General features: G+C 42.9%; 16 protein-coding genes. 2 read left to right on the forward strand and 14 right to left on the reverse strand.

Going from position 1 to position 23,404, the window contains the following annotated elements:
* Window positions 1–2: 2 nt before the first annotated feature.
* The 6 genes from QWZ13_RS03855 to QWZ13_RS03880 form a co-directional block, all read right to left on the reverse strand.
* On the reverse strand, window positions 3–857 hold the full coding sequence (locus QWZ13_RS03855; protein WP_216000449.1) for a carbohydrate ABC transporter permease: 855 nt from the start codon (window positions 855–857) through the stop codon (window positions 3–5).
* A 1-nt stretch (window position 858) separates the two neighbouring features.
* On the reverse strand, window positions 859–1,869 hold the full coding sequence (locus QWZ13_RS03860) for a carbohydrate ABC transporter permease (protein ID WP_290280593.1): 1,011 nt from the start codon (window positions 1,867–1,869) through the stop codon (window positions 859–861).
* Window positions 1,870–1,959: 90 nt separating this feature from the next.
* Complete coding sequence (locus QWZ13_RS03865; protein ID WP_290280594.1) at window positions 1,960–3,168, reverse strand: extracellular solute-binding protein; 1,209 nt, start codon at window positions 3,166–3,168, stop codon at window positions 1,960–1,962.
* 307 nt (window positions 3,169–3,475) lie between these two features.
* Window positions 3,476–4,483, reverse strand: a complete 1,008-nt coding sequence (locus QWZ13_RS03870) for a LacI family DNA-binding transcriptional regulator (protein WP_290280596.1) — start codon at window positions 4,481–4,483, stop codon at window positions 3,476–3,478.
* 104 nt (window positions 4,484–4,587) lie between these two features.
* Window positions 4,588–5,229 carry an NUDIX hydrolase gene (locus tag QWZ13_RS03875; protein ID WP_290280598.1) on the reverse strand — a complete coding sequence of 214 codons (642 nt, stop codon included), beginning with the start codon at window positions 5,227–5,229 and terminating at the stop codon, window positions 4,588–4,590.
* Window positions 5,183–6,334: an alkene reductase gene (locus QWZ13_RS03880; protein WP_290280599.1), complete on the reverse strand. Its 1,152-nt coding sequence runs from the start codon at window positions 6,332–6,334 to the stop codon at window positions 5,183–5,185. The genes QWZ13_RS03875 and QWZ13_RS03880 overlap by 47 nt, the downstream gene beginning before the upstream one ends.
* Window positions 6,335–6,480: 146 nt before the next feature.
* On the opposite strand from QWZ13_RS03880, the gene opgC reads away from it, so the two are divergent.
* On the forward strand, window positions 6,481–7,545 hold the full coding sequence (gene opgC / locus QWZ13_RS03885; protein WP_290283264.1) for an OpgC domain-containing protein: 1,065 nt from the start codon (window positions 6,481–6,483) through the stop codon (window positions 7,543–7,545).
* On the opposite strand, the gene QWZ13_RS03890 is transcribed toward opgC, so the two are convergent.
* Window positions 7,514–8,695: a glycosyltransferase gene (locus tag QWZ13_RS03890; RefSeq protein WP_290280600.1), complete on the reverse strand. Its 1,182-nt coding sequence runs from the start codon at window positions 8,693–8,695 to the stop codon at window positions 7,514–7,516. The genes opgC and QWZ13_RS03890 overlap by 32 nt on opposite strands.
* On the reverse strand, window positions 8,696–8,878 hold the full coding sequence (locus QWZ13_RS03895; RefSeq protein ID WP_290280601.1) for a hypothetical protein: 183 nt from the start codon (window positions 8,876–8,878) through the stop codon (window positions 8,696–8,698).
* A gap of 369 nt (window positions 8,879–9,247) precedes the next feature.
* Here QWZ13_RS03895 and QWZ13_RS03900 point away from each other — a divergent pair, with 369 nt between their 5' ends.
* Window positions 9,248–9,409 carry a hypothetical protein gene (locus QWZ13_RS03900; protein WP_290280602.1) on the forward strand — a complete coding sequence of 54 codons (162 nt, stop codon included), beginning with the start codon at window positions 9,248–9,250 and terminating at the stop codon, window positions 9,407–9,409.
* Window positions 9,410–9,545: 136 nt separating this feature from the next.
* Here the strand turns inward: QWZ13_RS03900 and QWZ13_RS03905 are convergent, their stop codons facing one another.
* From QWZ13_RS03905 to QWZ13_RS03930, 6 genes are all read right to left on the reverse strand, one after another.
* On the reverse strand, window positions 9,546–12,692 hold the full coding sequence (locus QWZ13_RS03905; protein ID WP_290280603.1) for a transglutaminase domain-containing protein: 3,147 nt from the start codon (window positions 12,690–12,692) through the stop codon (window positions 9,546–9,548).
* Between the two features lie 52 nt (window positions 12,693–12,744).
* Window positions 12,745–17,763, reverse strand: coding sequence for a PKD domain-containing protein (locus QWZ13_RS03910; protein ID WP_290280604.1), 5,019 nt, complete (start codon window positions 17,761–17,763; stop codon window positions 12,745–12,747).
* Window positions 17,756–21,100, reverse strand: a complete 3,345-nt coding sequence (locus QWZ13_RS03915; RefSeq protein WP_290280605.1) for a carboxypeptidase regulatory-like domain-containing protein — start codon at window positions 21,098–21,100, stop codon at window positions 17,756–17,758. The genes QWZ13_RS03910 and QWZ13_RS03915 overlap by 8 nt, the downstream gene beginning before the upstream one ends.
* A 55-nt stretch (window positions 21,101–21,155) precedes the next feature.
* Entirely contained in the window at window positions 21,156–21,890 is a 735-nt protein-coding gene (locus QWZ13_RS03920; protein WP_290280606.1) for a PEP-CTERM sorting domain-containing protein, read from the reverse strand.
* Window positions 21,891–22,360: 470 nt separating this feature from the next.
* Window positions 22,361–22,801 (reverse strand): hypothetical protein, encoded by a 441-nt coding sequence (locus tag QWZ13_RS03925; RefSeq protein ID WP_290280607.1) that lies wholly within the window; start codon window positions 22,799–22,801, stop codon window positions 22,361–22,363.
* Window positions 22,802–22,811: 10 nt separating this feature from the next.
* Window positions 22,812–23,300, reverse strand: a complete 489-nt coding sequence (locus QWZ13_RS03930) for a hypothetical protein (protein ID WP_290280608.1) — start codon at window positions 23,298–23,300, stop codon at window positions 22,812–22,814.
* Between the last annotated feature and the right edge of the window lie 104 nt (window positions 23,301–23,404).

Raw genomic sequence — 23,404 nt, forward strand, 5'->3', positions numbered from 1 at the left:
TTTTATTTAACGGCGCCGCTGGTTAATCCAGCGATCATTTGTTTGCTGGCGGTCATGTATATGGCCAGCAGCGGTAATATAGAAATGGTTGTGCCTAACATAACCGCGCCCCAGGGTGTATTGGGCACACCTTGCACGCTGCGCAGCATTTGCGTGATAACCATTTTTTCGGGACTGTTTAAAACAACTAAGGGTTGTAAAAAGTTATTCCAAAGAAAAACAAATTGCACAATGGCCAGCGTTGCCAGCCCCGGCCTCAACAACGGCAGCACAATGCTCCAATAGGTTCGCAAGGCATTTGCGCCGTCTAACTTTGCCGCTTCCAATAAATCTTTAGGCACCGAAGCGACAACGTACTGCCGAATTAAAAATATGCCAAATGGATTGATGGTAAATGGCAACCAAACAGCGACGTGAGTATTGGCTAACCCCATCGCAGAAATTACCATGTAGTAGGGGATCAACGTCAGTACGGGTGGGATCATCATTGAACCAATCATCACACTGAAGATGGCCGTCTTGCCTCTAAACGTAAAAACAGCGAGTGCGTATCCTGCCATTGAGCAAAACAAAAGTGATATTGTGGTCCCTATGACGGAAATAGATACACTGTTCATCATGCCAGACCAAAAATCCATGATCGATAGTAAGCTAGCATAGTTGGTTTCAATTTTATCGCCAAAGCTAAAGTCGATTCCGCCAGTGAACATAGTGGTTCTATCATGGGTCGCTAAAATAGCAGACCAAACAAATGGGAACACCGTGATGATCGCGAAAAGCCCTAAAAAAATACGAACAATTAACTTACCCGCAATATGATAAGTGTTTACTATGAACCGAGCCTGAGAGTGAGTCATATTAATTTCCCCCTAGGCCTTTGCGACCAAACAGATAAAAGTAAGCGCCCGTGAACATTCCGATAATGACAAACAAAATCCAAGAGATAGCCGCCGCTGAACCCATGTCTAGCCATTCCCAAGCAATTTGATACAAATACATGGTGATGGTTTTACCGTTGGTTTGAGCAAACTGTGCGCCCCGAGTTAATACAAAGGGCTCATCGAATAAGTTCATGTTACCTATAATGGTTAGAGTGACACCAAAAAAGATAAACGGCTGTAACAAGGGCAGCGAGACATGTCGAAAACGCTGCCAAGAATTAGCGCCATCAATTTCGGCGGCCTCGTAAAGGTCATTTGAAATCGTTGCGAGCCCGGCGGTGTAGATGACGGTGTTGAAGCCAACGTATTTCCAAAAAACGACGAACGAGGTAGAAAAACGAATCAGGCTGTTTTCTTGCACCCAACCGAGAGGTAATGAATCTTTTAACCCACCGAATAACCAAGAGCTCCAGGGCGCATCGGCTAAATAGATGAGCGTGTGGTTGATAATGCCTGAGTCTTTTGAATACATAACATAGAAGATCATCGACACGGCGACGGTAGAGGTAATGTAGGGTAAGAAATACGCGGTGGTTAACCAGTGTCTAACCTTGGGTCCCATCATGACTAAAAAATAAGCGAGTGGAAGCGCAACTAAATGCTGTGGCGTACCTGAAAGCACCGCCATAACAAACGTATTCCATAGAGACTGCCAGAGTGTAGGATCAGTAAGCGATAGTACGTAATTCTCTAAACCAACGTATTCCATAGAGCCTAGCCCTTCAACCGGGTTCCACATATGGAAAGACAAATAAATCATAAAGAAAACGGGGAACACACCGAATACGCCATAAATAATTAAATAGGGTGACAAAAACCCATAGGGCGTTAGTTTCTCTAACAACCGCTGTCGTTTTTCTACCCGAGTATCGGCCTCAGCCAAGGGTAACTCGGCCGTCGTAATATCGCTGTTCATAACAGGTCTCAACGTATTAATTAAATTCTAAATTATTGTTTTTTAACAATGCGGGCAACGGTGATTCGGTTAGCCCGCTAATTAGTGTTACAAAGCTAAAGATTAACGAACACGGCGTTTAATTTGGCGTTCTGCGTCTTTAAGTGCTTTTTCAATTGAGACTCCGTCATTTAACACTTTATCAAGTGCATCGTTCACTAGAGATTCAGCAATTAAGTCGCCATTCATCGGTGCAACGGGCGTGATGTTTTCGGCAATTTCGGCCCATAAGCGACGTGCTTTTTGACCGCGTAAAAACTCAATCGGCTCATCAAAAGATGCGTCATTGTAAGTACCGGTATGTGCTGGGAATGCTGCAATTTTCTTAAAGCCAACCAGTTGGTTTTCTTCAGAAATCATATGCTCAATTAAATCCCAAGCCGCCGATACATTCTTTGCTTGTTTCGGAATGGCTAAGTAAGAACCACCCCAAGTGCCGTATAGCCCACCGGGTAAATTACTGACACCCCATTTTCCAGAAGTATCTGGCGCCATCCAATTTTGAAGGTGACCGAGTAACCAAGCGCCGGACATTTGAGTCGCAAATTTGCCTTCACGGAAACCGGCATACCAGTCTTCTGTCCACTCACTTATGTTTCCATCCATGCCGCCATCGCGAACCGCTTTTGCCAATTCAAAGGCACGCATGAATCGCTCAGAAGTGACCAGCGAGTTGCCGTCGGCATCAAAATATAAGCCATCACCTTCGGCAACATTGAAGCGCCAATAAGCCGAAGCAATCGCACTGGCGTTACCAATCAGCAAAATGTCTTTTTCTTTTAGTTTTTGGCCATAGGCTAGGTAGCTGTCCCAACTGGTCATCACGTCGTTAATATCAAAACCCATGTCTTCCATGTAATCACGGCGGAAATACATAACGCCCGGACCTAAATCAACCGGTACAGCATATTGGTTGCCATCGTTGCCTTTGCCGGCTTCAACGGCATAGCTAGCGTAGTTGCCGGCCTTGCTTTTATAAAAGTCAGTTAAATCTACGAAGCCGCCAGCATTAACAAAAGAGCCGATAAAGCCAACATCAATCAGTACAACATCACCCGCACCGGTGCCGGTGGCTAGGTTGGTTTTTAGCTTGTTGTGATGATCGCCGTGGTTGTTTTTGAGCATTTCAATGTTGTGCTGAGGCAGCGTTGGGGCAATTTCAGCAATCTGGGAATCGTAGTCTGGAAACCCATCTATTCTAATATCAGCACTGAAGCTGGCAGATGCAGCAAGGGTAATGGCTGCAATACTGGCTTTTATTGGCATTTTCATAGCATTTTCTCCGCGTATTATTGTTGTTTTTGCTAAGGGCTTAGGCCGTTCGCTTTTTTAACCGTTACACAACAAACTGTAAACGTTTACAGGTAGGTTATTGTTGAGAAGTGGGTAAGTCAACCTATTTAGTGGGGTTCAATGTCGCGAATATCTCAATAAATCGCTTATAAATGGATTAAATCCTTTAAAATCAATGGTTTTGACTGTAGTTAAAACTCTATTTTCTCTAATGAAAAACAGTTTCAAAATGTAATCGGTTACAGTTTTAAAGTGAGAATTGCTAATAAAGTCACTTTTGAAAGAGTTAGGCGGGTTTTAGAGGGGCCGTCGAGCGTCGGATGACCAGTTTTGGATCGAACTGGTGATTTATCTGATTGTTTTGTTCACCGCTTAACTTTAAAGCGAGGAAGGCGGCCTGTTTGCCAAACTCACCAACAGGAATGGCGACGGTTGTCAGGGCCGGTTCAACGTAGCGGGCCATGACCATGTCATCGTAGCCGACAATGCTGCAGTGCTCAGGCACACTTTTACCAAGAGCTTTTAGCGAAGTCATGGCACCAATCGCCATGTGGTCATTGTGCGCAAACACGGCAGTATAGGGTGCGTTGCGTCGAGTTAATTTATCAATGGCTGCCTTTCCACCCAGTTCCGTGTAATCCGACTCGATGACTAAGTTGTCACTGTATTGTAGCCCAGCCTCTTCCAGTGCTGAGCGATACCCCGCAAGTCGGTTTCTGGCATCCTTTTTATACATTGGGCCGGTTATGCAGGCAATTTCGGAGTGGCCTAATTCAATTAAATGCTTGGTCGCTAAGTAGCCACCGAGATCGTTGTCTACGAACACACATTGATTGCTCAGTTCAGGTATGTGCCGATTAACCAAAACTATAGGAACGCCGCAGCGATCACTCAACGAAATAATATCGTCATCGGGCAACACGTCTAGGTGCAGCAATAGTCCGTCGACACGCCGCTGTAGCAAGAAATCGATAGCCCCGCGTTCACTATCTACCGAATCATGACCACTCGTAACAATGAGGTGTTTACCCGCTTTTCTTATGGCGTCTTCCGCCGAATTCATCATGTCTCCAAAAAACGGTCCGCCTAGATCGCCCACCACCATGCCAAAGGTTTCTGATTTATTCGTCGCCAAAGAGCGTGCAAACGAATTAGGCTGATAGCCCAGCTCGCTCATTGCAGCCAACACTTTATCGCGCGTTTTATCCGAAACCCACTTATTGCCATTGACCACTCGGCTTACTGTTGCCACGGAAACGTTGGCCAGTTTGGAAACTTCTCGGATGGTGGTCATACAGTTAAAACCTATACAGGGCAGAGGGTGAACGCGATTACAGTAAGATGATCGGTTTTGAATTACAAGTAAGACTTCACCTTACCTTATTCGAGAGTGAACAACTAAACAAACCCTTTTAGCTTTGCAAGCGCGAAGGCAGCAATTGTTGTCGCATCCGTTACTTCACCACTGACTATCTTCGATTCAAAGTCCTTAACCGACAACTCACATGATTCTAAGTCGGCTTCTTCCTCGTCTAAATTTTTTCCTACAAATTCTAAATCGGTCGCATAAAAAATGTGCGCACCAACGGTGGATGCTCCATTATCAACATACTGAAACCCTAATTTTTCAATATGATTGGCTTTATAGCCTGTTTCCTCTTGTAATTCACCAAGCGCTAAGTCTAAAGGGTTGGCATTCGGTTTTTCAGGCCATGCTCCCATTGGAAGCTCTAGTGACCTTTCTTGAATGGGGTGGCGATATTGGGTTACAAGTTGCAGCATGCCATTTTCTATTGCAATGATTACTGCAAAATCATTCTTTTCAACAACCGTATAAATTCCTTTAACGCCGTTGGCTCGTTCAATAATATCTTCGCGCAGCCTCATCCATTTATTTTTGTAAATCTCTTTTGAATTTATTACTTTAAACATATATAAGAACCTATGGGTTGCGAAATAACCAAATTTTCTATAGACCAAGAGCGATAAAAATTTAAGTGGTTTCAAGGAATGGGTAATCGGTATAGCCCACTTCTTCATTAAAATAATAGGTAGCGCGGTTGGGTGTATTCAACTGCGCATCTTCTTTGAATCGTTCAACTAAATCTGGGTTGGCAATAAACAGTTCGCCATAAGCAACGGCATCGGCACGTCCAGCTTTTAGCAACTGCTCTCCTGTTTCTTTAGTTAGCTGTTGGTTGGCAATATAAACACCGTCAAAATTTTCGCGCACTAATTTGCCAACTGTATTTTCTTCGCGTGTGTCTTCACGTGCAAAAATAAACGCAATGTTGCGCGTACTGAGCTGTTTGGCTACATAGGAAAACAAAGCTTGTGGATCAGAATCTTCTAGCCCAGCACCATCGCTCGCCGGCGCTAGATGAACACCCACCTTGCCAGCACCCCAAACCTCAATTAATACATCGACAATTTCGAGTAACAAGCGAACACGGTTTTCAATACTACCCCCATATTCGTCAGTTCGCTTGTTACTGCTTTCATGCATAAATTGATCGAATAGGTAGCCGTTTGCTGCATGCAACTCAACACCATCAAAGCCGGCTTCTTTTGCATTCTCTGCCGCTTGGCGATAAATGTTCTGCAGGTTTTTAATTTCTTCGATAGAGAGCGCTCTTGGCGTGACTAAATCTTTTAAGGGGCGAACGTGGCTCACGTGCCCCGGTGCCGCTATCGCTGAAGGCGCAACGGGAAGTTCGCCGCCCAAATAGCACGGGTCAGATATACGGCCAACATGCCAAAGCTGCATGAAAATATTCCCGCCTTGCTCATGCACCGCCTGAGTAATGGGCTTCCACCCTTCGGTTTGTTCGTTAGTCCAAATCCCCGGAGTATCAGGGTAGCCCACGCCCATCGGCGTAACCGAAGTCGCCTCCGTAAGGATCATCCCCGCACTTGCTCGCTGGCGATAGTATTTCACCATCAACTCGTTAGGTATGCGGCCAGGGTTATTAGCGCGGGAGCGGGTAAGAGGTGCCATGATGATGCGGTTTTTAAGGGTGTAATCACCCACATTTAGTGGTTGGAACAAATTAGACATTAACTCGGACCTGAATATTAAAGTGGTTTGGTAAGGTTTGGGGCGGTTTTCCATTATTAAAGAGCATGCGGGGTTATTGAGCTGCAAAAAATCTGCTGCTCTGTAAATGCATCAAACCAATGTGTGTGATATAAAGTTGTTGCGAAGCTGTTAAGTCTGCGCTTCTAGATTCTTTAGGGATATAGGTAAAATAGTTTAAGGAGCATTAAGCTATCCAACAGCGAGACCACAGAATAGATTTGATTCGAGGTTGTTTATTAACCCTTATGACAATCAATCACTTGAATGGCTGGTGGGTGAAATATACTTGGCAGCCCTTTGGGTATTTTAGTGCGGCAGAAGGTTTTGTGATGTTGTCTGCCGTTACTGCAGGCTGGATTTACAGTCGTTCATTTAATGGTTTAAATGGTTCGCTAAAACCGCTGAATCGAGCTTTGACGCTTTACAAATATCAGATTGTAACAATAGGCATTATTAGCGGGCTTTTCTTAACATTTCCTATCTATGGCGAAAGTTGGGTTAGATGGCTACGACCTTTACAACTTGACGCCCAACGTACACTCTTTATGGAGGCTCTATTAATACAGCAACCCAAGCATCTTGATATTATTCCTATGTATGCAGGGTTTATGCTACTCCTACCGTTGTTGCTTTGGATTTCTAAACTAAAGCTCTATTGGATTGCTATTTGCGCCAGCCTTCTGCTCTGGTACTTTGATCCGTATATTGCCGTTCGCCGATTTTCAATTTTTAATCTATGTGGTGATTGTCAATATAGCTACTTTAACTGGTTTCGTTGGCAAGTGCTGTGGGTCTTAGGTGTAGGGCTAGGCATTGCCATTACGAAACGAGCTAGCTTTCTTAAAGTTCTTCAACGGCCGTTAATCACTATAGCTTTACTGGGAGTATTCGTTTTACTATATTCCATAAAATCTCAATGGTTGGAATTGCCCATTGTTACTAAGGCAAACGTCAGTAGGGAAAATCTAGGATGGCTCAGACTGGTTAGTCTTCTAAACTTTTCGTTACTTATTTATTCGATATTTTACTTGGTGCGAAGAAGCGTTAAGCTACCTTTGTTAAATGTAATGGGCCGAAACTCTCTACAGGTTTTTTCGGTGCAAGTATTACTTATCTATTTATTAAAACCACTAAATGAGTTTTTGATGGGAAATAAATATAGCATCGCGTCAACAGCTTTGGCGCTATTGGTTGTTTTGATGTTAGCCGCTGTTGCATGGTTGTACGAATCTAGGCTAAAAAATATTAAACGCACAAGGGTTGCAGCAGTGCCCTAATTTGAGTGTTTACCGAGTTGCTAGTAGGCACAGACCTGCGAATTTCTTTACAACTCAATTTGAATCGCTCCTCCTCAAGTAGAGCCTTCAGTTTCATGACGATCGACTCAATGGACTCATGATCCTCAACGGCTAAACCAGCACCACTACGAGCAATCAGCTCCCCTACGTTCCGTTGTTCTAACTGTGTAGGGAAAACTAATACAGGTACTCCTGCCTTTATTGACACTCCGATCGTACCTGTACCGCCGTGGCAAAGTAATAAATCGAATTTCGATATATAGCGTTGAAGGGCAATTGGTTTGCTGTAAACAGAAAACCCTAGTCGTTCTAATGATGTTCTTAGATGTAGACTCACATTGGGAATAAAAAAGTGTGCTTCTACCTGCGGAAACTTAACTATTGATTGTAATGCCAGTGTTGATATTTTACGGTCTTCTTTTAAATAAACAAAAATACGTTTTTTTCCGGAGCCAACAGTAATAGCTTCGCCCGAAGTATTAAAAAATATAGGGCCTAAATAGTTAACGTCTTGTCTTTGTGGACCATAAATGTCCAGTTCTTTGTAATTAGAGATTAAGGTTTTATCTGCGTTAAAAATATCACTGACGTATTGTAATTGCGGCCGGCTAGCATTTTCTAGCACTGAATTCATGGTTTGTAATAATTTTAGTTCACTGGCGGGCAGATGATCTTCAGGCATAGGTTGCCATAAATTGAGCGGTAAAAATGGCTTACCAGGCGGAGCAGCACCCCAGGTGGAATCAATGATTACTTTTTTGAAGTTAAGACCCACAGAGGAAAATAAGGCGGTGGGAGAAAAATCATAAACAACAAGATCAGGCTCAACAGCTTGATAGACGGCCTGCCACTTTTTAAACTGCTTACTCAAGGTGATTTCATCAGTCATGCCTCTACGAATCAGTACATCAGCCATTGAAAAAGTAGGGCGATGATTGATTCGAGCGCTTAGTCTTGGAAAAGGAATGAGCTTGTAAGGAATACTCTGAAAAACGTTGGGAATATTCGCCTCATCCTTTACACACAGAAAGATATCACTGCCTAAATCGTGAAGCACTTTTGCTATGGTAGCTAGATGAGAGATGTGACCAAGGTCTTGGCCACACTCCCAAATTAAGAGCGTTTTCATTTAGTTATTCCTAACAAAAACAGGCTCAGTAGAAAAATAGGAGTAAACTAATTCAATGTCTTGACCAACCTTCAACGCTCTCCATGTAAACATCATTGGATGTTCTTTCGGCTCCAAACGGGCTTGCTTTTGATATTGAATAGTTTTTTCTAAGCCGTATAGATTGAATTCTACCCTTTGCACTTACTACTAGCTCAGGGAAAATATAAATAAGGTTATACCTTTCTGTTGGTTGTTCATATTCAATCTCATTTATTTCAAGTAGCGTTACAGTTTCTCTTCTTTTGACAAAGAACACTAAAAAACTAACCCGAAAGTATCTCATCCAGATTAGTAGCGAGACTAATGCTAAAAGTATAAAAGATATGAGAGTCATGGCAGTAAATATGCTTTACCTTACGCAATTAACATACAAATCAAACGAAACTGAAAAATCTAATTAAAGCAATCAAGCCAATGCCGAGAAACAAAGTAAAATATGTAAAGGTCTTGTTTATTAATCCAGTCAGTAAGATCGAATACGCCGGATAAAAAGGGCAGTAGTGTACAATTTTGGATGCCTCTACTTTTCTTTTGTATTGCTCGTATTGGTTTATATTATCCGTACGTACATTCTTAACAATACCTATCCGATTCGAAATGAAAGTTGTCCCACTGATAACATATCGATACCTAGCTCTAATATTGAATACTGTAACACCAGATCTAACTTGACTCGTTAAGGAATGAGTATCAACCGAAAGCGTTCCTACTGGGACAGTTGGCCAATATTTCGTCCAAATATCCAGTAGTATGTAGGCTAAGGCCTGAAGGCTTAATAACAGGCATATGAGTTCAAAAATAATTGTCATTATGTAAGTCTACCTCTTAAGTCAGGTTTTAATCTCCAAGTACTCATAGAAAAGTAGTAAGAGTTGATATAAGTAACTGCGACAGCGAGAGCCATTGCTATTAATACACTTAGTAAAACAGCTGCTACTAGAGGAATAGCAGTTGCGGCTACAAGAGCACTAGCAACATATGCTGTAACACCAAATCCTAGCAGATTCATAGAGATTTGCGCCAACTTGTCTGACCAAGCTAGTGAATCATCGGTTAAAGCCATAAGTATTGAAACTCCCAACCCTAAATACCCTGTCGCTTTCGAAGCTAAACCTTGTTTCCAAATCTTTTTCAATGATTCAGAAAACCATGGTTTTGTAGGCGTTTTTTTACCTGCATAAGTGTCTGTCACTGCTAGCAGAGCTCCAGAGCCAATTAGTAGGTTGCTCGAAGTCGTTTCACTTCCGTTATATCCACCACTAATTTTATATGCTCCAGCACCAGAACTATCCAAAATCACATACCCTGAGCCAGTCCATTTTCCGAGAGCTATCGGCTTTTCATGAACAATAACTACCTTATTGCTACGCAATGATTCAATAATTTCTGCTCTTGCTTGGGAGTCAATTTCAATTGAATTTAACTGAGATATAGAGTTGATATTTAATGTGTATATTTTTTGACCTAAGTCACTTGCAAAGGAGAGTGCCTTTGAAGCACTAATGCCATCAAGCTGCTCAAGGTTAGTTGAAAGCATCACCTCAGGAATCCAGTTTTCAAGGAAGCTCATTCTCATGCCATTTGATTGATTGACTGCTTTGTTGAGATCATGATCATTCGACTTATCCGAACTTGTAATAGCAAGCCTGTCAATATCCATCGTAACGCCCGGAAAACTAACATTCCGAGGAATCCCAAACCAATATTGCGAATTAATATTGTTGTGAAACTGACCATAACTAGGTGCGCGGTAGATTAGTTGGCCAGTATTTCGACTGGAAAGTTCATCATGTATGTTATTAAATGCGAAATAGCTATATAAAACTGATTGGAGTATTTTTCCCGAAATCAGGTGCTTATCAAGACCTGTAATATTAGTGTCCTCAATATCTTGACCTACCTTCTTTATGTCTTTTTGAAGGTTTTCCATAAATGTCGGTGCAATTCCTTGAAGGTCTAATCCTATCGCAATGTATTCGCCTGCTATTGGCCGATTCTTGCTCTGACTCCAACCGAAAGAGGGATCATACATTGCATAGTAGCTAGTTAATTCTGTACCCATTGCTATATTGTTCAGTGATGTAATAGTCTCGCCATCAATTGTCAGCTCAGGCGTTACATGGATCAAATATCCGGGCAATTGATCAGGAAATTTTGTGATATCTATATCACCATTCTCTTGCAGTTTTGGTAAGTAACTTGTAATTAGATCTATATCACTTTGAGTAGCAGGCTCAAAACTGATTGCAATGTTTTTACCGGCTAAACTGACGGTATTATAGGTTTCATCTAAGGCATTACTTCCCCAGCTATCATAGTCCAGCTTGATTCGAAATTTTTGCTTTAAGCTGTCAGGAATAGCCTGAATTTGAGAGGCTCTGTCCACAACTTGATATTGTAAACCTGCGTCCAATGGACCTCGCTGTTTAATAGGTAATTGTTGTAAGCCTAGTACTTCACCGACTGTAGCGGTAGGGGTTTGATTATTGATGTATGCTTCAACCACAGATTGATAGTCTGAGAGTGCTTGTTGGATTTTAGATTGATCAAGCCCTTGCACATATCCAGCCTGCTCATCAACGGTCCCCGTTGCCATTAGGTCATTGATTAGCCCCTCAGCATCAAATGGTACTGCACTTTTTAAATCCATCCCAGCTTCAAAATCATACTGCTTGAACGATGCATCCATCGGTATCCAATGATCGCCTTCGTTATTGACTAGCCCTCGGCTAGGTTCATAGTCTACCCAGGCTTCTACCCAAATGTGTTCCATTTTTACGTGCGTAATTTCGCCGTTGTACGATTGTAAAACGGTTGGAATACCGCCTTGTAACATGACGTTGGTTGCTGCTTCGGGTACTTCTGCACCACCCACCCAGTTCATGGCTTGTTCTACCGGTACTTGGATGGTTCCGTAAGCGTAGCGTGCTGGGGTGCCGGCTGCACGAAGCAGTGCCAATAGTAGTGCAGAGGTATCGAAAGGGTTACCGGCTTTTAAATCCATTGTGTACTGTGCGCCTTGGATGGCGCCGTAGCTAGGTATGGAGTAGATGTTGTTATAAACCCAGTTATAAATTTCGACAGGATCGTTATTTAAACTTTCGGCTAAATCGATAATTTCTTGGGTTTGGGGGGCTTCTTCTGTCTCTGCTAAGTCTTCTGCATTTGGTTCAGGCGACGGTGCTGTAAGGCCGCGTAAAATATCTTGTGTTAGAGAGTTTGAAGCAACGTTTACAGGGTCGTACAGGCTTGATTCTAAAGACGATAAATCAAGTAACGGCTCGCGTGCTTGAAGGTTACGCGGCCCAAAGGGTAGAGAGCCATTTTCAAAATCTTCAGCGGTGTGCGTTTTTTTAAATTGCTGAGTGCTTAAATAGTCATCAAGTTCGTTTAGTAGACGTTGTTGTTCATCTAAACTACCAGCAGTATTGAAGGCGCTGCGAATGTCTTTAACAGGTTGCATGGCTGTTTTAAACTTTTCAACGGCGGCGTCATGTCGTTCGAAGATGACACTGTCGGCATCTATTTCAATTAAGTACTCATGCATATCATTAAAAGAATCAAGCGCGACCGTTTCTAACTCAATAATCCGGTCGAGCTTTGTTTCAAGCTCAGTTAAGTTCATGCCGGCATCTGTTTTAACGCCCATAAACTGTAAAACTTCATCAAGCGATAGTTTTTTGCTTTCTTGATAATCATCAACACCCGAGAGTGTTAAATTGGTGAGTTCTTTGACAGACTGTAGCGTCGTGCCCAGCTCATCAAGCGGTGTTTGTTCTTCCAGTGCTGGTCCATAGCGCAAACTGTTCAGTTGCGCTTGGTTCAATTCAATGACCACGGCCGCTGGCGAATAGTAAGCGTATTGATACATCGCAACAGATAGCACCAATAACAATGGAAAGACAACCCAAATGGCAACTTTGTGTCGAATGATGTCAAAAAGAGAAACGTTCATTTTTAATATTTCCTTTAAATCGACAGGCTGCTGAAGGCCTGTCTTCCGTTAACTACCAAGTAGCGATGTATAGGTTAATTTGGCTGCCGCGAGGTAATCGGCTGTTTCTTGGTGAGTCTTGTTGTATCACTCGACCTGCTTCAACTGCAGTGGTGCGAACAAAGATTACTTCGCCAATACTGAAGCTGTCTATGGCCGCTGCAGCTTCTGCCTCTTCGACAGTTAATCCGCGTAGATCGGGCACTAAGTTGTAGCGAACGCGTCGATCGGGAATGCTTGATATAACCTGTGATTCACAGCTGCGGTAGAAAAAGTAATCACCTTCGCCGTAGTCACCATAGTCTCCGTAATCACCGAAGTAGAAGTCATCTTCGAAATGAGGAATTGGACCACCGTATTCGCCATAGTCATCTGAAAAGAACTCCCTTTCGAAACGGTAGTAGTATTGTGTGCCATTGTTAACGGTCTCATCAATATAAACTGAGTAGCTATTATTGGTATCTCCGACCCATTCATATGGACCCTCGAAATTTGTTGAGCGATAAATATCAACCCATGTTGTGTCTTCGTTATAATCCCAGGTTAACTGTACTTTTCCGGATTTTGGGCGAATGTCCAGATTGTTAATACAGGCTTCAGCACCATAAATGTAAACCGTATCTACATCTTGTAACTCACCATCACTCGCCGTAACTTGAGCGACGTAGTCGCCGGGTTCATCGGCAATGAAAGATGTATATCGGTATTCTGGGTCTTCAATAACGGCTAAGCTGCCCTCTGGCTTTTCAATGAGTTCCCATTTAACCGATACGCTGTCACCGTTACTGTCGTAGGTATAGGCACTGATATTGACACGGTCACCTGAGTAAATAGTTTGGTAGGTATCTAAATAAGCATTGACACTCGGCGCAACGTTCGCTGTTGTATAGGTTACCGTGTCTGCATTGCTCCATGCGGTGCCGTCAAACACTCGAAGCTGAATGACATAGTCGCCGTCGTAGCTAGGGCTAAAATACGGCGTCGCTGTATTGGCTTCGTATAGCGTAGGGCGATACCAATAACGCGGTGTGCTGATAATACTCCATTGATATTGCAGGGCATCGCCATCGGCGTCGAACGATTCATTACCGTCTAAGTAATTATTGCTGTAGCGTACTAAGCTGCCATCAGGACCGGCGTTCGCGACGGGAGGCACATTGCCAACGGTGACCGTTGTTCTATCCACATCACTGTTCAATGCGCCATCGCTTACGATAAGCTCGAAAACATAATCGCCTTGTACATCGATATCGAAGAAGGGCCGTGCTGACTTACCGTTGATCAATTTGGCTGTACTCGTAGGGGGCCGACTAATCATCTGCCAGTCGTAAAATAACTGGTCGCCATTCACGTCAAAACTTGATGAACCATCTAGAGTGACACGGTCGCCGACTTGCCCCGACAGTGTTGCTCCAGCATCGGCTACCGGGGCTAGGTTTCCAGCACTCAAGATCACTTGATCTTTGGCGACTCCGCCAGCGTCATCGGTTACGGTTAGCTCCGCAATGTAGACACCTTCTACGTCTACCTCAAAAGATGGCGAACCGGTATCGGGCTCAACCATTTGGGCGCTGCTGCCTTCTGGTTTTGAAACAAAAGACCAAGCGAACTCTAGTAAATCGTTGTCATCGTCGGTGGTGTTTAAACCATTGAGCTGTACGTTTTGCATCAATGTAATCAATTGATCTGGGCCGGCGTCAACGCTTGGTAGTCTGTTGGTTACCGTGATGCTCACTAACTTAGGTAAACTTTCTTCTGTACCGTTATTAACTGAGAGTTCAAAGGTATAGGTTCCCTGTTGATCAATTAAGAAAGTTTGAATGGGGTCTACTGCGTCTGTAAGTTCAATGAGTGAATTGTCTGGTTTATCAACTAATGTCCATTGGTAAGTCAGAGGTAAACCTTCGGATTCGCGGCTGCCTGTCGCATCGAGTGTTAGCGTATCGCCTACTTCGAGTGTTTGTGCATTTCCGGGCACCGCGATTAGATTATAGACATCGAATAGTGCTAAGCCTAAGGTTTTATCTATCCCTGCATTAGTCGTCTTAACGACACAAGCGAATTGACCTGTACTCAGCCCGGCAGCAGTTGAACCAATATAGGCTTCGTTTATTTCATCAAGCGCGGGTATGGTGATCAGCTTGATTCCCGAATCTGTTAATACTTGATTTGTAACATCCAAAATATTCGAAGTTATTTCAACATTGGCTTGGTCTCGAACACTTGAGTTTACAAAAGTCTCATGACAAGTTTGATCATCACCTCTGAGAAGCTCCGGGTGCTGTGCACTGACTGAGCCCGTAACGACTGAGTTGCTGTTCTCTAAAATATTGATTGTATAGCTACTCACACCGACTAAGTTATCGTCTGCATCGTAAAGGTAAATCCAAACCGTGTAGACACCGGGTGCAATATCGTCAAGTTGAAAGCTTTGGTTAATCGTCAGTGACTCGCCCGGTGCGACAGAACTCAATGTCTTTTCATGAGACTCCATAATTTGGCCAGTTGAATTAACCAATAGCACAACAGATCGGCCACCACCAAATATTTCATTTTGAGTTACGTTATTGATCTGGACTGAAACCGGGACGATATCTGTAGCACTAAAATCAACCTGTTCTATGATGATGCCGTTTCCGGCGTTCAAACCAATAGCGGCATCAATATCTAGGGGGTAAAGAACATCGGTTCCGCGTACTACTTGGAAAAGATAATTTGTTTCATTAACAATTTGATCTTCGCGTAGTAATGTTGCCTTCGCCGTATATTCACCCGCAAATTGGCCAGCGGAATTCCAATCCCAATTAATATTGGTTGTGGCACCGCCATCTAGTTGGGGTACATCGATAACAGTCACCGCTAAAGATTCTCCATTGGGTCCTATAATTTCTAATTGCAGCTCGGCATCAAATAGAGTGTCTGACAAGTTTTCTATTTGCGAAGTAATGATTATGTCGCTATTCGGCCCTACATTGTTGGTGTTGGCTGTTAAATTCAGCGCGAACGCCGATGAAGCCACCAAAACTGACTGTGGCCCCAGTGTTTTGACCTTCCTAGCGCTGTGCGGCTTGTTTAAATAAGAAAGGGTTAGTGACTTAGTCACGATGCGTTGCTCACCTTCTCTTGGTGCTAACAATGCTACGTCAAAATCAAACGCTTGAAGCTCACTGGATAACAGTTTATCAAACGACCATGTAATGGTTACATCATCTGGAGTCGACACGATACTGTCAGGCACTTTTGAAAAGCTAGCTTCATTAACGACAATGCGATCACCATTGACCACACTGACGACTTTAACATCGACAAGTGCAGACTCAGAGGGAACCTCAACCGGAATGCTCGTTTGGTTGCCAAAAAGATCTTCGGCGATAAGTGTTGCAGACCCTGGTAATCTGGGATCCATTGTTTTCACGCCAAACGCGAATAAAGGGTAGCGTGAGCTGGTCACGGAACGAATGTCGAGTTCAACATTTTGTGAGCCGTCAGCAAGTTTTAAGGTAACGAAACCAACATCTTTATCGAGTACACCGTTGCCATTTAGATCTTCACCGGGGTCTAAAATATTGTTGAAATTTGCATCTTCACTGCGACCGTCGATCAGGCCATTTCCATTTAGGTCTTCACCTGGGTCTAGAATGCCATTGGCGCTAAGGTCTTCATTGTCCGATACGTAACCTGCCATTTGATGACCGATGTGTCGCAATGAACTGATGTTGGGAGCATAACTATCGGCGCGTGGTGAAATATCCGCGAAGGCTTGACCTGCCGGGTAACCATAAGAGTCGTAAGCATTAAAACCATAGACATAAGCACCAAATGGTTTATCTGCGACCATAGCGTGCTGGCCAATACTCAGTGACAGTTGGCCACCAATATAGTTGCTACCTGGAATCTCGTTGAAGTTTGATATATCGACTAAATTACCATTAAGTAAAAGATTGGTTCCAACCTCAACGACAACGTTAACAAAGTTATTTACAAAACCATCCGCAGGTGTTGTAAATAAGTACTCACTTAAAAATTGTTCAAACGGAACAATGTTCATCATGAATGGATCAGCATTGATGTTATCTGCGCCTTGCCCCATCGCATATTGCGCAACCATAATAGGTTTGCTCGATGACACAGACATAGGGCCGTTGATAACGGCCTCATAAAACTCACCTGCTGCTAATATCGCCACGACCTGCCCGTTCACATCGACAGGCGTATTATCTTCAGACGCCATTACACGAAATACATCTCCTGAAAGGCGTGTTGCAAGTGGGATAAGATCATAATGATAGCCCCAGTTATTCACCGGAATCATGGTCTCTACTAAATAGTCACACCAACCAATTCGGCTATCTCGAGAAGGGACGTCGGCACATTCGTGTGCACCGTAAACGCCTATCGGCAAAGAAGCGCGAATAAAGGTACCCGAAACATCTTCTTCATACGAGCTGAGCTGAAAGGTTTGGCCTTTATTCAAGGTGATCTGTTGAAGTTCATGAGCTAAAAAGCTTGAGTTGATGTCAACACTTGGAATTATTTGAACTTGGGTATTGTCTTCGGTCGCGACAATGACAAGTTCTGAATCTAATCGCCAGTTATTTCGATTAAGAGGGTAGTAGCTCAGTATGTAATATTCGCGACCCAATACATCGTTTGGTAGTGCGGTAAAACCGTCTGTGGTGAATTTGACCTCATTCATACCATAGACAGAAATGTCTTGAGAGGATTCAACAAACACACCTAGATCTTTAATCTCACCCGAACCTAAGCGGTTTGCTGCTTGAGGTAAAGCGAGCGTGCCGACTTCACCTGCTAACACCTGTAGCGTTTCTTCAATGGCTAAACCTGGGATGGTCACTTTTACTTCTGTGTTTTCTTGCGCTGAGAAAAACAGTGTTGGTATACCTGAGCCTTCGTAGTTAGTCGGAAACGCGATTGTAAAATCTTTACCCAGTACATCATTGGCAAGGCTCAACATAGGTGTTGTCGCTAGTGCAAGGGTCGTTATTGCTGTATTACGCTGAGAATTATTCACCGAAGTACTCCTTTCCTTCTAACTGAATATTAACCGTGATTGCCTTTTCTTGATTTGGGTAGACAAGGTCGTCACTCAAAGATTGTGTTACGTCGATACGAATTGAAGGTGATGCCAGTAAGGGCTCACTCAAAACTTTATGTTGAATGCCATTAAGCGTTGATACGACTTCCAGTTGATGACTACCTTCGGTAAGAATCAAGACATCTATTGGCGGTAAATTGAGTGTTAGCTTTTGCGTGTTTAGATGCCACTCCTCCCTCAACAACTCAGATTTAGCAATGATAGAACCGCTCGGATCTATTATTTGATAATAAACGGTCAGGTTGCCATCCGTGTTTGATCCGTTGGTTAGCTCAATGGTGGGCTCAAAAAGTGTGAGTTCACCCACATCCAATGTATTTCCGACATGCAATAGGTTACTTGTTTGGATATTGTGGGTTGCTTCAATGACAACGTCCTTAAATACCTCATGTAACACCAAGCTATTCGGACCGACGCCGGAATTAGCCGTTAATAAACGATAGGCTGCCTGATAAGTGTCAGCTAAAAGGTTTTGAGATTCCCAACGGAGCTGAGAGGTGACTGAGCTATTAGCAGGCACCATAATACCGGTGTCTTGTACTACATTGCCCGTTTCATCTAACCCCCGTGTATAGGTCATCATTTCATTGTCTTGGTTAAACAAATTAAATTCGAGATGTACAAACTTGTCGGTCGCGGTGTTATTTACTAAGACAACATTTTCGATTACTTCTTGATAAGCACTAAATTCTAAAAAGTCCAAGTCTGAACGGTCTATAGACACGCCAACACCTGTAGAAAGCGCTAACCCAACATCGAACTGATGCGCGATAGGGCGGTCTAATTGAATTAAATGCGATTGCCGCGCATACCCAGAAGCGGCAACGATGATTGATTGCTCACCTAAGGCTAAGTTTTCCAGTACATAGTGACCAAACTCATCGGTGATTGCCGTTTGTTGACTGACTTGGCTCGCGATGAGTGCACCTGATAGAGGCGCAAGTGTCGTTGAATCAATAATACGGCCGAATAGCTTAGGGCTAGGTAATTGTTCTTCTAATAAGATATCTCCAAGCGCAACATTAGACCCCGGCGTAATTTGTATTGGGCGTACAAAATCAAAGTAGCCTGGTGCTGAAATATTTAGGTTGTAGGTACCGGGAATCAGCCCATCAAGAAGAATTTCGTGTTCAGATGCTGAGTTCCAAACATAGAGTGGAGCATCAAGGCTATCCACTAGCTCTGCTGTTGCACCCAATACCGGTTGTTGAGTAGATTCACTTAAGAGTAGGGCCGTGAGAGTCGATGTTCGCATATCAACGGCATCATCTTGTAATAATTCTACTTGTAGAGCTGAACGGTTTCCGGCAAATAATTCTACACTTCCCGATTCAGTTAAGTAGCCATTCCTTTCAACAGAGATGTGGACTGTTTCAGTTCCAAACTGATCAAAAGCTACAATGCCAGTTGCATTGGTTGTTAAAGATATCGATTGAGAGCCACTCACTGAAACCGAAGAGCCTTCGATAGGGCTTCCACTATTTCGGTCAAGGACGGTAACGATAAACTCTGAGTTAGTCGGTAAATTTTCTTGTGGTTCATGTGAGTCATCTACTGTCCCAGCCTCATCAGCCCCTGCAGGTTGCAACACGACATTTAGGTTGAAGTTATGGCCCATGACAATGGAAACTTGACTCGCAACAACGTTGTATCCCACTTTTGAAATTGTAAAGGTTAAATTCCCTTTGACATTAAACACTTTGGATACATGGCCATAACCGCCTGTTGATAGATGGATTGATTCAGAGTTGCCGCTAAAATCGCCACGAATCGCTGCATACTTAACGGGGTCTCCATTCACATCAACAACATTAAAAAGTACGCTAGATGTAGAGGGTGTTCCCGCTAAGGGGTCTGCACCTGGGTTGCTATTAGGTTTCAATGATGGGTTAAAGCTAAGCGTGCGACCTGCTACGGCTTCGGCTTGCGCAGATACTACTTGATAGCCTTCACGATTTACTCGAATAGATAAAGCGCCTGGTACAATATTTGGAATTTGGTAGTAGCCATTTGCATCAGTCAACACTTCCGTATTATGTGCGCCCGAAATGGTAACCTTAGCACCGCTTATAGCCGCATTGGATGTAGAGTCGAGAACCTTACCCATCAGTATTGCAGTAGTGGGAACGGCACTCATTTGAACTTCCGCAAGGGTACGGGTTGTATTTGGAACTACTGTAATATTTGAAATTATTTTTTGCTCATAGCCTTCAGCGCTTACAACTAAGTTATAGATTCCGCCTTCGATATTATTAAAAATAAAGTTTCCGTCGCTTCCATCTAGGCTATAAGTATTGAGAGGAGACTCTAGAATTGCACTAAAGCTTTGAATGGATCCGGAGCTGTCTCTGTCGACAATAGTACCCAGGATAACAGTAGGTACTGTTGATAATATCGCATCAGCAGCATCGGCGTTTAACGCTTGAATGGCCAGTGCCGTTTCATAAACTTTGCCTGCCCAACTGCCATCAGAATTTTGCTGTTGCTTTAAGCGTGATAAATAGGGTGTCATCGTCAATGGATCTGGATAGGTTGGAAAAATTGCATTGATGGCGGTAGCGCTGGTTGCTATATCTGACCATAAACCTGTAGAGCCGTTCACTTGGGATAAAATGTATTGCCTAGCTTGAAAGACGGCGGTGGTCGCATCTTGTTGTGTTAATCCGCGAGCCATCCATAAGGTTTCTGTCACCGATGCGGTTAGATATACCGATGGAATACCATCACTGTATCGCCATGCACCATCTGACCCTTGCATTGAAATCAGGAAGCTTAAACCTTGATTTAAAGCATTGTTATCAATATTACCTGAGACAAGCAACGCTGTAACTGCGTGAGCAGTGTCGACAACAGTAGATTCCGAGTTAGGGCCGCTACCAAAGCCACCATCGTAATTTTGGCGCTGTAACACGATGTTGACTTGCTCGCTTACATCAAGACCCGCTCGAACTTTAATGGAAATAGCTTTAGCTAAACTAATGGTATCGTTGGCACTAGTATCTACAAAAACCTGAATACTTGAGCTCTCTAGCGATTTTAAATTATTGTCTAACGACACCATGGCTGCGTAGGTAGAATCAATCGGGGAAACCATTTCATTGGTCGTTGCATAGAAGCCAACACCATCTATTTGCTGTTCTAACCAACTAAGCCCGTTGTCAACCTCTGTAGCAGAAAAAACCAATGTTGGTATAGACATCAACATCAGCAATGACAGGCGAGCAAGTTTGGCAAATATTTTTTTGGGTGTCATAAAAAGCTCCTTTTGAAACATCCCGATTTAAGTGGTGAATACCCGTACCACAATGCTAGTTTGAAGTTCGACGCACACGGTAAAGAGCGGCTATGCCAAGTAGAAACAGTGCAAAAGATGCAGGCTCGGGTACTTCACTGGGTGCAGCGACATCCACGTTGGAGACATAGGTTAAAAACCCGTTGAAAAAATACTCTTCATTGCTGTTCTCATCAAAATGGCGTAGCCCGCCAATGTTTGATTCACTTACTTGAAAGGTCAGCTCGAAAAATTCACCGATGTCTAATTTTTCTAGAAAAAAGCCTAATGAGAAGGCAACATCATCTTCAGTACCTTCTAGCGCGTTGGTGTTGTCGCCTTTTGCATAGTCGAGCATGTTCCAAACTAGATCTCCCGAGGTGTTACCAGGCTCATCAATTTCCCAGCTAACAGCTTCGGTATTGCCTAGATACTCACCGGACTCATTAGAAAATGAATTGTCGTACTGGCTTAACTCCGCATCCCAAAATACCGAGGTATGCATACCAAATATTGATTCTGAACCGTTGTTTGTGACGGTCCATGCGAATGAACCTAAATTGTTACTGTCTAAATTATTTTCAAATTCGACGGTAAGGCCATAATCACTAAAATCGGAATAGTCATAACCAATTTCATCGTGCTCGAGAACAGTGCCGATAGAGTCAGAATAGTTAAATAAAGCCAGTTCTTGAATATCAATGATTGCAGCGCTAACAGTACCAGAGAGTAAAGTGGTGATTAATATTGTCGAGGGGGCTAAATATTTCATGTGTGATCTATCCTAGATGCATTTATCAACTCTGGACTTTATCAGCTGAACATAGAAAAAACTAACACCCTTAGAATGAACATTTGGAATAAAAAAGACAGGATTCTGAGCATTAGTAAAAAAAATCGACACTTGATAATAAATATGAAAACTTGGATTTTTCTCTTTTTGAAGGATAAATCATGGGTAAAGATAATGGGGGTGTTTTTTGAGTGTCGAATTAATTTACATTTTTGGCTTTGATTTAATGTTTTTTGTCTAAGAAGACTCATAGATTAAAAAATAGTATTTTTTTAATATTTGCGACGTAGTTCAAATATGGGTGTGACCTTTTTCCTTGTTTTCATCGTGTTTGGCGACTTCCAGTTTGCTCCATGTAGATGCGTTCGATGTAATGCCCACTAGCCGTCCTTCTTTAGTGATCATGGCACTTTTATAACAAAAACTTCTTCGTTACTAACCTGAATGGTTTAATTCAATATATGCACCATAAATTTTACAATTGCCAGAAGAAAAGCTCCTACAATCAATGAGAAATAGGTAAATGCTTTATTAAAAGTATCAGTTGATAACATCGAAAATCGATGATGAAACGGGCAGTAGTGAACAGTCTTTGATGCTTCTAGTCTTTGTTTAACTCTTTTAAATTCACTTAAATTTTCAGTGCGTATTCGCTTTGCTAAGCCAATTCTATTTGAGCGCACTTCAACACCATCTACCACATAACTATAGACAGCACCGATGGTATATATGGTTGAACCCGATCGAATGTCGCTTGGTTTTGTATGAGTTGAGACAGTTAAGTCTTTGATTGATACAGTGGGCCAGTACTTTGTCCAAGCATTTAGTAAAAGGTAAATCGCGGCTTGAATGATAAGAAGAACACAGGTTATGGTGAAGGCTAATGTCATATTAGTTTTCTCAGTGCCACAGATTTGGAGCGATTAAAAATAGAAGCGGACCTAAAAGGATGAAGGTCCAAAACTGATATTTTAGTGTGTTGAAGTCGTTGCTAGGGGCATTACTTTCTATGTTCAGCTTTGAATAGTACGGGTGTTTGTGCAGTAGAAAAAAACTTGCGAGTGGTTTATCAAAAATCAGTATCACAACCGTTGCAAAGCTGGCTGGAATGACTGCTGTAGTAAACCCATGCGCTATTAACGCCGGTATAGCCAACAGCATAGGGAACACTAACGCGCACAGCCAGCGCTCAGTAAGATCAGGCATATTGTTTGATACTTTCATTGAGCGATATATGAAACCATGAGCGATAAATAGCAAAATGAATATAGAGAACAATAGCGCGAACCCTATGTGCTGGAAAGGGCTGATAAGTTCCTGAAAAAGTATAGGCGAAACGAGGTAGTGGGTTAATGTGAGCAGTGCAAAAAGGGTCGCGACGATAAGCAATGTAAAACATCCTTAATGTTGGATACTTTACTAATATCACGAAAGCGTGTGCTTCACTATAGATTCAAAGGAAAAATGTGAGAGGAGTCGGGCTTTGGGAAGTC

Origin of the sequence: Reinekea marina (genome assembly GCF_030409715.1) — a bacterium.
Lineage (GTDB): Bacteria > Pseudomonadota > Gammaproteobacteria > Pseudomonadales > Natronospirillaceae > Reinekea > Reinekea marina.